This is a genomic window from Nocardia sp. NPDC059240 (assembly GCF_042753865.1).
Lineage (GTDB): Bacteria > Actinomycetota > Actinomycetes > Mycobacteriales > Mycobacteriaceae > Nocardia.
In genome coordinates this window covers 356270-370758 of the sequence record NZ_JBHZAC010000005.1, presented here as the reverse complement: position 1 = coordinate 370758, position 14489 = coordinate 356270, and the positions used below count along the sequence as shown (strand labels likewise).

The 14489-nt window shown below is 66.4% G+C and carries 11 protein-coding genes and 1 pseudogene; 4 read left to right on the top strand and 8 right to left on the bottom strand.

The window, feature by feature from the left end; all coding sequences use genetic code 11:
- Positions 1 to 27 precede the first annotated feature (27 nt).
- A complete protein-coding gene (locus ACFXHA_RS20480) occupies positions 28 to 1563 on the bottom strand; it encodes an FAD-binding protein (protein ID WP_379358938.1) in 1536 nt (511 codons plus the stop codon).
- Between the two features lie 101 nt (positions 1564 to 1664).
- Positions 1665 to 2576 (bottom strand): NADP-dependent oxidoreductase, encoded by a 912-nt coding sequence (locus tag ACFXHA_RS20475; RefSeq protein ID WP_379358936.1) that lies wholly within the window; start codon positions 2574 to 2576, stop codon positions 1665 to 1667.
- Between the two features lie 67 nt (positions 2577 to 2643).
- Here ACFXHA_RS20475 and ACFXHA_RS20470 point away from each other — a divergent pair, with 67 nt between their 5' ends.
- Positions 2644 to 3066, top strand: a complete 423-nt coding sequence (locus ACFXHA_RS20470; protein WP_379358934.1) for a winged helix-turn-helix transcriptional regulator — start codon at positions 2644 to 2646, stop codon at positions 3064 to 3066.
- Here the strand turns inward: ACFXHA_RS20470 and ACFXHA_RS20465 are convergent.
- The 3 genes from ACFXHA_RS20465 to ACFXHA_RS20455 form a co-directional block, all read right to left on the bottom strand.
- Entirely contained in the window at positions 3056 to 3694 is a 639-nt protein-coding gene (locus ACFXHA_RS20465; RefSeq protein WP_379358932.1) for a class I SAM-dependent methyltransferase, read from the bottom strand. The genes ACFXHA_RS20470 and ACFXHA_RS20465 overlap by 11 nt on opposite strands.
- Positions 3691 to 5625, bottom strand: coding sequence for a DUF6301 family protein (locus ACFXHA_RS20460; protein ID WP_379358930.1), 1935 nt, complete (start codon positions 5623 to 5625; stop codon positions 3691 to 3693). The genes ACFXHA_RS20465 and ACFXHA_RS20460 overlap by 4 nt, the downstream gene beginning before the upstream one ends.
- A 136-nt stretch (positions 5626 to 5761) precedes the next feature.
- Complete coding sequence (locus ACFXHA_RS20455; RefSeq protein WP_379359613.1) at positions 5762 to 7648, bottom strand: CocE/NonD family hydrolase; 1887 nt, start codon at positions 7646 to 7648, stop codon at positions 5762 to 5764.
- Between the two features lie 75 nt (positions 7649 to 7723).
- Between ACFXHA_RS20455 and ACFXHA_RS20450 the strand changes: the two genes are divergently transcribed.
- The gene (locus ACFXHA_RS20450) at positions 7724 to 8050 is read left to right on the top strand and encodes a hypothetical protein (RefSeq protein ID WP_379358928.1); all 327 of its coding nucleotides are present in this window, start codon (positions 7724 to 7726) and stop codon (positions 8048 to 8050) included.
- A gap of 124 nt (positions 8051 to 8174) precedes the next feature.
- On the top strand, positions 8175 to 9233 hold the full coding sequence (locus ACFXHA_RS20445; RefSeq protein WP_379358926.1) for an alpha/beta hydrolase: 1059 nt from the start codon (positions 8175 to 8177) through the stop codon (positions 9231 to 9233).
- Position 9234: 1 nt separating this feature from the next.
- Here the strand turns inward: ACFXHA_RS20445 and ACFXHA_RS20440 are convergent, their stop codons facing one another.
- Positions 9235 to 9549: a hypothetical protein gene (locus ACFXHA_RS20440; RefSeq protein WP_379358924.1), complete on the bottom strand. Its 315-nt coding sequence runs from the start codon at positions 9547 to 9549 to the stop codon at positions 9235 to 9237.
- Positions 9550 to 9710: 161 nt separating this feature from the next.
- Between ACFXHA_RS20440 and ACFXHA_RS20435 the strand changes: the two genes are divergently transcribed.
- Complete coding sequence (locus ACFXHA_RS20435) at positions 9711 to 10391, top strand: hypothetical protein (protein WP_379358922.1); 681 nt, start codon at positions 9711 to 9713, stop codon at positions 10389 to 10391.
- A 292-nt stretch (positions 10392 to 10683) separates the two neighbouring features.
- On the opposite strand, the pseudogene ACFXHA_RS20430 reads toward ACFXHA_RS20435, so the two are convergent.
- A pseudogene (locus ACFXHA_RS20430) lies at positions 10684 to 11157 on the bottom strand (DDE-type integrase/transposase/recombinase); the annotation flags it as partial.
- A gap of 432 nt (positions 11158 to 11589) precedes the next feature.
- Positions 11590 to 14235 carry a replicative DNA helicase gene (dnaB, locus tag ACFXHA_RS20425; protein ID WP_379358920.1) on the bottom strand — a complete coding sequence of 882 codons (2646 nt, stop codon included), beginning with the start codon at positions 14233 to 14235 and terminating at the stop codon, positions 11590 to 11592.
- Positions 14236 to 14489: the final 254 nt, after the last annotated feature.

The following is a 14489-nucleotide window of genomic DNA, read 5'->3' as shown; positions in this document are numbered from 1 at the left end:
GCATCACATGACGGGTCTCCGACGCTGCTAGCGGGTGCTCATGTCGAGTGCGGCGAGGTGACTGAACAGGACCGACGCGCCGATCGGATTGCCGCCGCCGGGGTAGACCGTGCCGCTCACCGCGGCCATGGTGTTGCCCGCCGCGTACAGGCCCGGGATCGGATTGCCGTCGGTGTCGAGGACGCGGGCGGCGGTGTCGGTGCGCAGGCCGCCCTTGGTGCCCAGATCGGAGATGCCGAACGCGGCGGCGTGGAAGGGGCCCTTCACGATCGGCGTGAGCGGAGGCTCGCCATTGGAGAAGGCGCGGTCGTAGGCCTCGTCGCCGCGACCGAAGTCCGGGTCGACGCCCTCGGCGGCGAAGCCGTTGAAGCGGGCCACGGTGGCGGCCAGGGTGTCGGCGGGGACACCGATCTCGGCGGCCAGTTCCTCGAGCGTGTCAGCGGTTTTCCACAGGCCCGCCTCGACATAGCGTTCCGCCTCCACCATCGGCACATTGCTGGCCTTGATGGGCGGCACGATGCCCTCGGTGTCGTCGTAGATCATCCAGAACGGCAGCGTCACCGACCCGTCGTTCAGCTGCTCGATGACGTCGCGACCGAGCCGGTCGTAGGGCGCGGACTCGTTGACGAAGCGTGCGCCGGTCTGGTTCACGAACAGACCGCCGGTGAACCACAGCGCGAAGGCGGCCCGCCCGTCCGGGTGGATCAGACCCGGTGACCACCACGCCTGATCCATCAGATCGGTATCCGCGCCGACGGCGATGCCCGCCTCGTGCGCCAGGCCCTGGTTTCCATACGGCCCCATGGTGTCCCGGGCCGTGCCGGGCACGCCGTAGCGCTGCCGCAGCTCGTCGTTGCCCTCGAAACCACCCGCCGCCAGCAGCACGCCCCGGCGGGCGCGGATGGCGACGCGCTGCCCGTCGCGTTCGACGATCGCGCCGGTGACCGCACCGTCCTCGGTGACCAGCTCGACCAGCGCAGTGTTGAGGTGCAGGGCCACATTCGGGAACTTGGCCAGCGCCAACAGGAACCGGCCGATCAGGGCGCGCCCGCCGATCAGATAGTCCGGCTGCGGGTCGCCGTGCCGGTCGGTGCCGAGCGGGCCACGCACCGACTCGCTCAGTTCGCCCAGCTTGGCGGCCTTGAGCGGGGCCGGGATGATGTGCCGCTTGCCGTCGGTGCGGGCCTTGGGAGCCTTCCCGAAATAGTCCGGCCACGGGAACATCTGAAACGCGAAAGCCTCGTCCTGCTCCAGGTATTCGATGACATCGGAGCCCCGGCGGACGTAGGTCTCCTGCAGCTCGGCCGGGGTGCGGTCGCCGACCACGGCCCGGAAGTAGGTGAGTGCGTCCTCGACGGTGTCGTCCACGCCCGCGCGCCGCAGCACCGGATTGCACGGGAACCAGACCCCGCCGCCACCTGAATACGAGGTGGTGCCGCCGAATTTATCGGTGGCCTCGACCACCGCCACCGTCAGCCCCTCGCGGGCCGCCGTGTACGCCCCGGCCAGGCCGCCGCCCGATCCGGCCACCAGGACATCGACTTCTTCGTTCCAGTCCGTCACCGTTACTCCCTGCGCAAAGTGGTCTCTCCGCGACGATAAGCACAACGGCCCGGCCGCGCACGCACTGTCCCGATGGCCGGATGCGTCCCGATAGCCGGGGGTCAGGGGTTGGTGAGTACGATCTTGCCGCGCACCCGGCCGGATTCGCTGAGCCGGTGCGCCTCGACCACGTCGGCCAGCGGCATCACCCGGTCGATCTCGCCGCGCAGCCGCCCGGCCGCGACCAGGGCGGCGATCTCGCCCAGGTCCGCGCCGGAGGGATGGAAGTAGTGGCGGTGATAGCGCGGATCGGCGAGCGGCTCCTCGCCCTGGGCGTCGACCATGCGCCCGTGCGGGGCGAGCACCCGCAGTGACCGCTCCGCGTAATCGCCGCCGACCAGGTCGAAGACGAGGTCGACGGGCTCGATCGCGGTGGTGAAATCGGTTGTCGTGTAATCGATCAGCTCGTCCGCGCCGAGACCGCGCAGGAATTCGTGATTGGCCGTACGGGCGGTGCCGATCACGTACGCGCCCCGCGCCTTGGCCAACTGCACCGCCAGGTGGCCCACGCCACCGGCCGCCGCGTGCACCAGAACCCGTTGCCCCGCACGCACATCCGTCAAGGCCTGCCATGCCGTGAGGGCGGCCGTCGGCAGGGCGGCGGCATGCGCATGATCGAGTGCGGCCGGTTTGCGGGTGAGGAAATCCGCGGGTGCGACGACATAGTCGGCATACGCGCCGTTGCGGCCGAGGACATTGCCGAAAACCTCGTCACCCGGGGCGAATTCGGTGACCTCGGCGCCGGCCCGGGTCACCGTGCCCGACAGGTCGAAACCCAGCGTGAACGGCGGCGGACCGAGTTTGGTGACCGCGCCCGAACGCAGTTTCCAATCCGCCGCATTGATCGAGGTCGCGGCCACTCGGATCAGGACCTCGCCGGGGCCGGGCCGGGGGACGGCCACCTCCACCGATTCGAGTACTTCCGGGCCGCCGAGGGTGCGTTGCGTAATGGCCCGCATGCTGTTGTTCGTCACGATGTCGATCGTGCTCGCAGCTGGTATCTTTCGGGAAGAAGGCACTCTTTTGATCCCGAGGTACCTCATGGATACTGCCCCTGACTGGGAGCCATCCGGAAATCTGGTCGACAGCTATCTGCGGCGCTGTCCGGCACGCGACGTGCTCGCGGTGCTCGCCGACAAGTGGGTGCTGCTGGTGCTGGGCACCCTGCGCAAGGAGGGCGGCCCGATCCGGTTCAACGAATTACGCCGCCGCCTCGACGGCATCACCCAGAAGGTGCTGACCCGCACGCTGCGCGATCTCGAACGCGACGGGCTGGTGCGGCGCACGGTGTATCCGACGGTCCCGCCCCGAGTGGAGTACACGCTCACCGAGCTCGGGGCGGACCTGGGCCACATCACCCACGCCATGGGGCAGTGGGCGCTGCGGCATGCGGACGAAATCGCAGACGCGCGAACCGAATTCGACGAGCGCGCGGCCCGCGAACCGGAGCCGGTCAGACTCTGACGGCCAGCACGTTGGCGTGCGGGGTGCGCTCGTCGGCGCGGGCCTCGCGGCTGAGGGTGGCAGTGGCGCGGAAACCGTTGGCGGCCAACGTCTCCACGAAGGTGACGGGAGCCCAGCGGTAGGCGAGGGCGACCTTGTGGTCGTACTCGGTGATGCCGGTGGGCTCGTCGGTGGCCTGGAAGCCGAACAGGACGTGTCCGCCGGGCCGTACCACTCGCGCGAATTCGGTCAGCACATCCGGAACCCGCTGCGGCGGAATGTGAATGATGGAGTACCAGGCCACCAGCCCCGCCAGCGCGGCGTCGGCGAACGGCAGTTGCTCCATCGGGCCCACCTCGAAGGCCAGGTCGGGGAACTCGGCCCGGGCCAGGCGGATCATCTCCGGCGACAGGTCGATTCCGGACACCTCGAATCCGGCCGCGGCGAGATGAGCGGTCACTCGGCCGGGCCCACAACCGATATCGGCGACCGGCCCGGTACCGCTCTCGCCGACCAGCTGCGCGAAGGCGTCGATCATGCCCCGGTCGAAGGGATTCGCGAGCAGCTGCCGATGGATGAAGTTGGCGTAGCGCTCCGCCACCTCGTCGTAGGCGGCCCGGGTGACACCCATGTCTTCTGTCTCGATCACTCTTCGACCTTAGGCGCGGCGACGCCTCCGATCGACCCCGTGGACGGCGATCGCACCGGCTGATCCAAACCGTCCAGCAGCACCCGCAGCTGACCCTGCGGCGGCAGCAGCGTGCGCAGCGGCAGCACCGCCAGCCGCGCCAGCCGGCGTAGCTCACGCGGCAGGGCGGGCAGGGGAATCTCTATGCGCCACAAGGGATACTGGTGATCGGGATGCTGCCAGCCGTCGCGCAGCATGAACTTCAGCACCCGCGGCGACAGGGCACGCGCGGTGGCGCTGGCCAGCTCCAGGCGCAACAGCTCACCGTGGCGGTCGATGCGGGCTCGATGCGGCTCCCCGGCGTCCACCGTGAGCTGCCCGGCATCGGTGAGATCGGTGATGAGACCGGCCAATTCGTCGAAGAACTGCGCCCATTCGCGTTCGCGGGCGCGCTGCGCGGCCCGCTGCTGCTCGATGATGAGACGGCGGTCGCGATCGGCCGCGGGCACCAGATGCAGTTCCACGGTGTCCGCGTCGGTGACCACCCCCAGGGTGAGATCCGCGCCCGGCCAGGCCGGTCCGTGCAGCTGGCCCAGCACCCCGTAGCGGGGCAGGCCGAATTCGGCGCGGAAGCCGTCCACGGCGCGGGCGTGCGCGGCGGTGCGTTGCTCGCGCACCTCGTCGGGCAGGCCCTCGTCGTAGAGGAAGGATTCGATGCTGTCGCTGAGGGTCAGGCAGACGGCCTCGAGCCGATCCCCGTCGAAGCAGAAGCGGGCGCGCGGATCGTCCACCGTCAGGTCGGTGTCGACCCAGACCGTGCGCTCCCCGGCGGTGCTGTCGTGCACCGGTTTCCAGCCCACCGCCACGGTGAAGGCGTCGAGATCGGCGCGCGTCCAGGTCCAGTCGAAGGCGCGGGCCGCGCGCGCGACCTCGATGCCCGCGGGCACATCCACCCGCAGGGGTCCGGCGTCGAAGTCGTAGGTGGCGTGGCGGCGCAGGAATTCCGCGCGCTGAGTGCGGGAGGTGGGATGCGGCGGGACGCCCAGGGGCGTCACGTCCAGGTCCGCACCGCCCTCCACCCAGGCGTCGGCCACCAGCGCGGTGGTGGTGTCGACACCGATCGTGCGGAACGCATCCACGATGTGCAGGGCGAGCCCGCTCACGGCCGCGGGGCCCGCGCGCCGCGACAGGGTGCGGGTCCAGTTCGCCTCGCGGGGTGGGGTCCAGCCCTGCTCGATCAGGGACTGTTCGATCTGCGGGGTGTAGCGCCAGGTCGGGTCGATGAATTCGCTGCGGGCCAGCTCGCCGGTGAATTGTTCGGGCCCGGCCTCGAACTGGATGAACCGGCCGCCCGGCACGGTCAGCACCAGTCGCGTGTCCACGGGCAGCGTTTCCAGAAACCCGGCCAGGTTCTCGGCGAAGCGGATCCACGCTCCCGCGGCGGCGCGGCGGCGGGCCGCCTCGTGGCGGCGGTCCATCCAATACCGTTGCGCGGTCGGGCTCACCAGCAGCAGGTCCACGGTGTCGACACCGATGGTCAAGCCCGCGAACACATTCGCGAAACGCCACGCCACGCCCTCGGACGGGCCGGCGTCGGCGCTCTCGGGTTCACCCCAGTGCTCGGTGAACACGGCCGTGACGCGGGCCAGCGCGGCGTCCAGGAGTTCCCGGCTGCCGAACTCGGCGGGGGCCGGGCAATCGGAGATGGTGATGCGCACATGGTCGAGACCGCGTTCACTGCCCCAGAACATGGCCGTGTCCCACCACACCGACAGCCCGGTGCGGGAGAACACCGGACCGTCGCGGAGGGTGCCGACCGGCTGCGGACTGCTCCAGCCGACCAGTCGGGAGAATTCGGCCACATTCCCGGAGCCCCACCGCCAGCCGAACCCGGCTGCCGCTCTGACGATCTCGACCGCACCCGCGGTATCGACACGCACCTCGAAACCCACCCAGCGACACTAAACCGGGTCGGCTGGTAGGGACACCTTCCGGCCCCGATTAGTCTGTAGGCGGCCGGTGCTTCCCGAACAGGGGCGGACAATCCTCGGGAGGCCCCGGCCACGGTCATCCTGCGCTGCGAATATGTCAGTGTGCCATCGGGAATCGTGAACTTCCCGCGTCGCCCGCCGGAATGATCGGCAACACGATCGCCGACGGATGCGCCGCATCGTGATAGATCGTCTGCGTCGCCACCTGCGTATTCGCATTCGCGCCGAACGGGTCACCGGTATTCGGATTCGGTGCGAACTGCGGGAAATCGCTGCTCGAGACCTCGACACGAATCTTCGACCCGGCCGGGACCAGATAGCTCGTCGGCCAGATGTCGATCGTGTATTTGTAGGGCTGCCCCGGCACGATCGGCGTCGGATGCTCGAGCGAATCCCGGAACGCGGCGCGAATGATGCCGTTGTTCAGGTTCACCGTGGAGCCGTCCGGGGCCACCGCCACCAGTTTCGCGGTGAAATCGGTATCGGTCGCGGTCGAGGCCGCCCACAATGTGAGCCGAATCGGGCCGGTGAGTTCGGTATCCGAGGACAGCGGCGCGGTCGTGTAGGTCAGCACATCCGAACGCTGCTCCACCACGAACTGATCCACCGGGCCCTGCGGACCGGTCGAAGCACCGCAGCAGGAGTGCCCGCCCGCACTGGGCACCGGGTTCAACGGGTCGTAGTCGTAACCGTCAGGCTGTTGCGGATCCTTCGGGGCGTCGGTGGTGAGCTGACCGACCCGGCCCTGCGCGGCATTACCGCCATTGCCCGACAGGTAGTAGGTGGTCCACCGCGTATTCGGCAGCGGCCAGGCCGACGCGGACTTCCACTTGTTCGCGCCCATCAGGAAGTAGTCGACCATCGGCGTGCCGGAAACCTTGTTGTCCTTGCCTTTCAGGAAATGGTCGTACCAGGCCAGCATGAGATCGTTGATCGGACTGTTCCCGGCTTCCCCGGCGGCGGCGAGCATGGGCGTCTCCACATTGCTGCCCGGCCGCCCCCAGCCGACGTGATCCCAGGGGCCCAGCACCAGCCGCTGCCCGGCCCGCGCCTCGGCGGTGCCGCCGTTCGCCACCATGCCCGCGAAGTTCTCCACGCCGCCCGCGAGGAAGGCGTCATACCAGCCCTCGAAATCCAGCACGGGGACTTTGACATTCGCGTACCGGTCGCGAATGCTCCACTGCTTCCAGTAGTCATCGCGGGTGGAATGCTTCAACCAGTCGTAGAACCACGGTGCGACCGCCGGATCCCCCGGGTGTAACGGCGGAAACTGCTGGTACGGACGGAAACCCAGCCAACGCGTGAAATTCGCGCCGTCCGCGGCCAGTTGTTTGGCGGTGCCGGTGTCGCCCCGATTGACCGCCGCGCTCGCCCCGATGGTCTCCATGGCCCACGGCTCCACGAACGCCAGCCGGAACGCGCCACCCTCGTAATTCCAGCCGTCGTAGTAATCCGAGGCCGTATTGGCCGGAACGATGGTGGTCAGATGCGGTGGCGCGCCGACAGCCGCAAGCCATTGCGTCGCACCGACATACGACGAGCCGTACATGCCGACCTTGCCATTGGATCCATCCAGCCCGGCCGCCCACTCCACCGAGTCGTAGCCGTCGTTCATATCGTTGGTGAACTCGCTGAACGTGCCCCCGGACTGGCCCTGACCCCGAATGTCCTGTACCACAACCAGATAGCACTGCGAAGCGAACCAGTCCGGCGTCTGATACCGGAACGGCTGGATCTGCGCGGCCGCCTTCCCGTACTGGGTGCGCATGAGAATCACCGGCACCGGATCCGACGTCTTCGGTTTGTACACATCGGCTTTCAGCACGGTGCCATCCCGCATGGTGGCGGGCACATTCTCCTGCTTGTCCACCGCGCACGCTCCACGCCCGCCCGACGGCGGCCAACTCCCCGCGGCCTGCGGCGTCTGATCCTTCCCGCTGCTCCCACAGCCCGCCGCGACCAAGGCGGCCGTCGCCACCACCACCCCGGCCCGAACGATGCGGCCGTGTCCTCTCCCACTACGGCTCATTGATCGACGGTAACCCCGGCGCCGGGCCCGATGATCGCTAATCGGGCAAAGCGGGTCTTCGCGCCCAATACCCTCGACGATCTCCGCGGGTATGCCGAACTGGCCGCCCGCTATTCTTCGGTTCCCTTGATCGTCGGGGCGCTCGGCGAGTTCCACACGCTGGACCTGGTGGAACTGGCCGCTGCACGGCGCAACCTCCACCTGGACCTGTCGAGCGCATTGCAGGTCTTCGCGATAGCGAACCCTGGTTCCGGCGGACGACTTTCAACGAATTCTTGCGGGCTGACCTGCGACGAAGCCTCCTTCTCGAAGATCATCGCTAATTTTCAGCAACGAAATTGGGGAACCGGACGATAGGTACATCAGCGAGCGTGACGACGGGAACTGCCCCCGTCGTCGCGCCCGCTTTTCGCCCGGTTCGGGGACCGGTTCCGGATAGCCCTGCGGTCGCATGGCCACACGAGCGAAAGGATCGGGATCGATGGAATCGATTCGCGGAAGATCGAATTCGAGCGGCAACCGCGCCGGATTGTCCCGGCGCACCGTGCTGGCCTCGGCGCTGGCACTGGCCGCGCCACTGGTGGTGTCCGTAACCGGAGTCGGTGCAACGGCATCCGCCGCCTTCGAACCCGCCGCCTTCGACTTCTGGGTCGACTCCGCCATGGGCCCCATCAAAACCCGCATTCTGCGCGCCGCCGACGGCAATACCAACCGCGTCGTCTACGCCCTCGACGGCATGCGCGCCCGCGAAGACCTCAGCGGCTGGGAGATCGAAACCAATGTCGCCGAGGCCATGGCCGGAGCCAATATCAACGTGGTCATGCCCGTCGGCGGCCAATCCAGCTTCTACGCCGACTGGAACGCCCCCAGCTCCTTCTTCGGTATCCCACCCGGCACCGGCTCCGCCAATACCGGCTCCGGCGCCACCGACGCCCTCTCCGGCGGCCCCGGCAAAAGCTACCGCTACACCTGGGAATCCTTCCTCACCAACGACCTCCGCTGGGCCCTACGAGACCGCCTCGGCTTCAACCCTTATCGCAACGGCGTCTTCGGCCTCTCCATGGGCGGCTCCGCAGCCCTCACCCTCGCCGCCTACCACCCCGACCACTTCTCCTTCGCCGGCGCCTTCTCCGGCTACCTCAACATCTCCGCCCCCGGCATGCGAGAAGCCATCCGCCTGGCCATGATCGACGCCGGCGGCTACAACGTCGACTCCATGGCTCCCCCGTGGGGTCCGCAGTGGCTCCGCATGGACCCTTTCGTCTTCGCCCCCAGCCTCATCGCCAACAACACCCGCCTGTACATCGCCGCAGCCTCCGGCCGTCCCACCGCCATGGATGGCCCCAACATGGGCACAGTCAATGGAATGGCATTAGAGGCGTTGGCCCTAGCCAACACTCGCGCCTTCCAAGTCCGCATGGCGACCCTCGGCGCAAACAACGCCGACTACTCCTTCCCGGAATACGGCATCCACGCCTGGAACAACTGGCAAGACGAGGCCTACCGAATGCTCCCCGCCCTCTCCGCCAACATCGGCTGACCTACACCCCGGCGTACACCGAAACACTGTCCGCTACGAGATTGTCGGTGCCTGCCACGGATACCGAGAAGACATCTTGCTCACCAAGATCGGTGATCCGATCCCAGAAGACATCGTTGGTGCAGAGCATCGCGAGTTCGGGAGCGTCGAGGATGGCGGCCGCGCGAGCCAACCGGGTACGACTGGGTGAGCGCTTGTACATCGCTGATCCGCAGAACTCGCTGCCCATGGCGGATTGGAACTGCCGGTGTGACATGGCTCGGGTGGTGAGCAGCGCCCGGACCGTCTCCCAGATCTCTTCGGGAATCGTGTCCACATGGTGTTGCTGTTCAAGGAGTTGAGTTTTGGCACGGTTGCTTCACCGATCACCCCGCGCGCGCCGTGGGAACCGATTTCGTAGAGCACGATAGGAGAAGTCGTGAGAGGTGGAATATGTTGAACGACACTAGTGTCGGCCGATACATACAGTTGTTGTCGGTGGAACTCGCGCCGAGGCTGCTGCCCGGGGGTCTTCAGGTTTCGCGGTCTCGAAGTGGTGACGATGCTGACCTGCGGTTCAGTGGCCGGGTTCCGTCGTTCCCGTTGTTGACCAGGGTGATTGATATCTATGCCGAGCCTCTGCGGGATTGGATGGGGATGACGGCCTACGCACGTGTGGTGTCGGCCGAGGTTGGTGAGGTGATCGGCGGTCTGCCGGAATCCGCGCAGTTGAAGGACTGGGCGGACCCGGGTGCCGAACTGGGTCTGGTCGAGTTGGCCGGGTTCGACGGCTTCGTCAACGCGGGGCCGTACGGTTCGTTCGCCTTGCGTGATGAGTCGAGTGTGGCTGGTGCGGTGGAGTGGGTTCTGGAGTGTCTGGATGGTCCGGTTGGTGGGTGGTTTTCGCAGCGTGATGATGTGACGAAACTGCTTGACCTGGCGAAGTATCCGAGGCCGCGGTCGGTGGATCAGGTCAACCCGGACTCCGAGCTGTTGAGGGCGACGGTTGTTTTGTGTTTATTGAGTGATCGTGTGGCGGATGCGGCTGGGTTGATGGGTTGGTATTTGGGGGCGGGTCGGTTCAGTGTTTTCGATTCTTTCGAGCGGGCGTCGGCGTTCGATGTGGCGTTGGGTGAGCGGTTTCCTGGGTATGTGGAAGCGCGGTCGGTGATCGGCTGATCGCTTGGCTGACCACTTTCGGGCTGATTTCGGCCCTCGGTGATGCGGTGATGTCGGTGTGGCGGAGACCTTGGGAGCGGATCTGATTCGGAGCATCATCGAATTCGGCTTGGCGGCAGCATGATCCAAGTGGAATGGACGGGCCGGCGGGGACGGTTGGTTTTCGGTCGCGTTGCTTGAATGGCGTCAGGCGATGGCCACCGGGACAGAGCATGATCGAGGCATCCTCGATGAAGACGTCTGGGAGGTTCGGGACTGCCCCGAGTTCGGTTGACTTGCGGGGTGTGGTGTTTCAGGCCGTGAGTGCGGGCTGATTGATTGTCTCAAATTCGATCGGCGTCAGGCGGCCGAGTCGGCGTTGTCGGCGTCGGCGGTCGAGGACGTTGCGTTGCAGCAGAGCGAAGAACGACTCCATCGCGGCGTTGTCGCCGCATGCCCCGACGCACCCCATCCAGTCTCGTAATCAATTGGCCGACAACGTATGAACGAATCGCCTGGAACGAAACTGACTGACCCTATCCGAGTGGACCACCGTGCCGGCCGGTGAGCGGATCGCGACCGCGTTGCGCAAAGCCGCGACTGCCAGTGCGGCGGTCATGCGTTCGTCGATCGAATAACCAAACGATCCGGTTGGAGAAGCAGTCCTTGATCGCGCAGAGATAGAGCTTTCCTTCACTGGTGCGATGCCCGGTGATGTCGGTGAGCCACAACCGATTTAGCGCTGATGCGGTGAACTCGCGAGCGACGAGTCGTCATGGACTGGCGGGCTTCGATCAGACGGGCATCGTCCCAATCACGCTGTGAGGCAGGCATTTTCTTCCACTTATAGAACGCCTGTGGAGTGATGTCGGCCTGTTTAAGCCAGTTGCGCAGGCAGGCTTCGGAGATCTCGAGATCCTTGGCGACCTGCTTGATCGAGGCGTTGCCCTTGCGGGGCGACCGCGACGACATCGCGGCGGAACTCCTGCGGAGACCGCCTCCATCGTTGGACCGGGTGGCCGTGCTCGGGGGAGCTGACTCGGCTGCGTCTACCCCTGAGCAGCCGAGTCTGGAAACCCGGGATCCGCGCGCCGCCATCAACCGAAGTCAGTGGCGCCAGCCAGCAAGAATCTGTCTCATTGCCGATGGCCAATTGGCCATCGGGTGGCCATGTTCAATGAGATTTGGCCATGTTCAGTGAGACACTACATGCGGAAAATCAGCCGCGGGCCATGTCGACGAAGCGGCTCAAGTGGAGCTGGTGGGCGACGGTGATGGTGGCGGTGGGGCCGTTTCGGTGTTTGCCGAGGATGAGGTCGGCTTCACCACCGCGCGGATCGTCCCGCTCGAATGCGTCGGGTCGGTGCAACAGGATGACCATGTCCGCGTCCTGTTCTAGCGAGCCCGATTCGCGAAGGTCGGACACCATGGGGCGCTTGTCGGTTCGCTGTTCCGGACCACGGTTCAGCTGCGAGATTGCGATTACCGGGACTTCGAGTTCCTTGGCCATCAGTTTGAGGCTTCGGGAGAATTCGGAGACTTCTTGCTGGCGGGATTCGACCTTTTTGCCGGAGCTCATCAGCTGGAGGTAGTCGACGACGATCAGGCGTAGGTCGTGCCGCTGCTTGAGGCGGCGGGCCTTTGCCCGGATCTCCATCATGGTGAGGTTCGGCGAATCGTCTACGAAGAGTGGGGCTTCCGAGATTTCACTCATGCGGCGGGCGAGTTTGGTCCAGTCGTCGTCGCTCATGCGGCCTGAACGCATGTCGCCCAGTTTGATCTTCGCCTCGGCGGAGAGGAGGCGCATGACGATTTCGGTGCGGCTCATTTCGAGAGAGAAGATGACGCTGGCCATGCCGTGCTTGATGGAGCAGCTGCGCATGAAATCCATACCCAACGTGGAGTTGTGAGTGGGGATCATGGCACGACCCGCGAGGTAGAGGTGGTCGGGGTTGTCCACTTCTACACAACGGACCGGGACGCTGGGGAGCGGGCGGACGTCGATGATGAAGCGGGAACCGGAGCGGGCGGTGTTGGTCGCGCCGCGGCGTTTCTTGTGCAGCAGTTCTTTTCGGCTGAGGCCGAAGACTTCGTCTTCGGTGGCGAAGGTGAGGGTGTAGGCGGTGGAGGACGCCTCCGTACGGCCGTGGACTCGCTTGGTCGACAGCTGAACGCGGTAGCCCAGGCTCACGATCAGCTCTTCGGTGTCACGTGCCAACTGCTGGTTGGTGACCGCGAACTGGACGGAGCCGCCCTTGGTGACAGTGCCGTCGGTATCGAGCAGCCCCGCCAGCAGAGCGCGGCGCTGCGATTCCGAGGCTCGGAGGTACTCCGTCGGGATGTGCTTGTTACCGAGCACACCGAGGGTCCGCAGCCGGGCTTGAACGGTGCCGATGGCATTGCGGCAGGACTGGCACAGGCGCAACCCGATCGAGGGGCCGTCGCACTGTGGGCAGGTCGGCGCGGGGACCGGAGCGGAGATGAAACGGGCCTTGCCACCGCAAGATCGGCCGCAGGTGCGAACTTCGCTCGTGTGGGGAATGAACTCTGTACCGCAAACGACGCAATCGCGGGGCTCGACTGCCACATCATCCGGAAGCTGGAGGCTGTAGCGCAGCGGTGCGGAATCCGAGTGCACCGCAACGATTCCCTCGTTCTCGATGCGATGGATGATCTCCGGATCCGCGGTGGTCAGCTGTGCGCACGCCGAAGTGCCATCGCCGAGCCAGGCGCCCAATGTGTAAGGGGGCACCAGCAATTCACGTTCGGGCAACTGCAACGCCGCAGTGTTCACCACAGAATGGTTCACGCGCCGATCCGCGGTTTCGCAGTGGACGGTTGCTGCGATGTCGGCAGTCGTGCGGACTTCGGCGAAGGTCTTCTGATTCCGATACCGGTTGTATCCGATGGCAGCCTGCTGTGCGGACCGCCGTGAAGCTCGCGTCTCGGTGAGCCATTGATGCTGCGCATCGGCGACGATCACAGTGCCATCGGAGAATTCGACCTCGTAGCAAGGACGGTCGGTCATGACATCGGTCGCCGCGACCACGCGGGTCGGACGGCCGTGTGCGTCCAGCAGTTCATCACCGACCTGGACCTCACCCATGGTGGTCCAGCCGGTCGGGGTGGGCAGTGGCGTATCGAGAGCGAGAGCCTTGCCGACGCCAGGTCGGGCCGCGACGATGATCATCTGGCCGGGGTGGAGGCCGTTGGTGATCTCGTCTAGTTCGGTGAAACCGGTTGGTACGCCTAGGGAGATGCCGCCTCGGGATGCGATGGAGTCGAGTTCGTCCATCGTGGGCTGGAGGATGTCGGTGAGGGGGGCGAAGTCTTCGGAGGAGCGGCGTTCGGTGACGTCGTAGAGCTCCGCTTGGGCTCGGTCCACGACTTCGGCTACGTCTTGGCCATCGGCGCCGGCGTAGCCGTATTGGACGATGCGGGTGCCGGCTTCGACCAGGCGGCGCAGGATCGCCTTCTCCGCAACGATTTCGGCGTAGTAGCCGGCGTTGGCCGCGGTGGGGACCGTTTGGGTCAGGGTGACCAGGTAGGGGGCGCCGCCGATGCGCTTGAGTTCGCCTCGGCGGTCGAGGGTGGCGGAGACGGTGACCGGGTCGGCGGGTTCGCCGCGGCCGTAGAGGTCGAGGATGGCCTCGTAGACGGCGTCGTGGGCGGGGCGGTAGAAGTCGCCGGGGCGGAGTACCTCTACGACGTCGGCGATGGCGTCCTTGGACAGCAGCATGCCGCCGAGGACGGATTGTTCGGCGGCCATGTCGTGGGGTGGCTGGCGGCCGAAATCTTCGCCGGGGGCGTCGGGGTAGTCGGAAGGGCCGTGATCATCGTGGCCGCGATCGTCGACGACTGCCATGGGGGCGACCGTCCTCTCTGTTCGCGCCCGGAACGACGTGCATGACCCGTTGTACGCCTGCGCACCGACATGTTCGGGCCGCCACGCGGAGCCGACACGCAGTCATGAAGGCGCGGTGGCAAACCCGTGGGGTGGGCGCTGGGTATACGGAGTCGTGGCGTCCCCGGGCTATGGTCACGACATCAATTGCGAACCTAGGCGACCGAGCGGCGACCCGCCAAACCGAGCTGTGCACACACCTGTGGATAACGTGG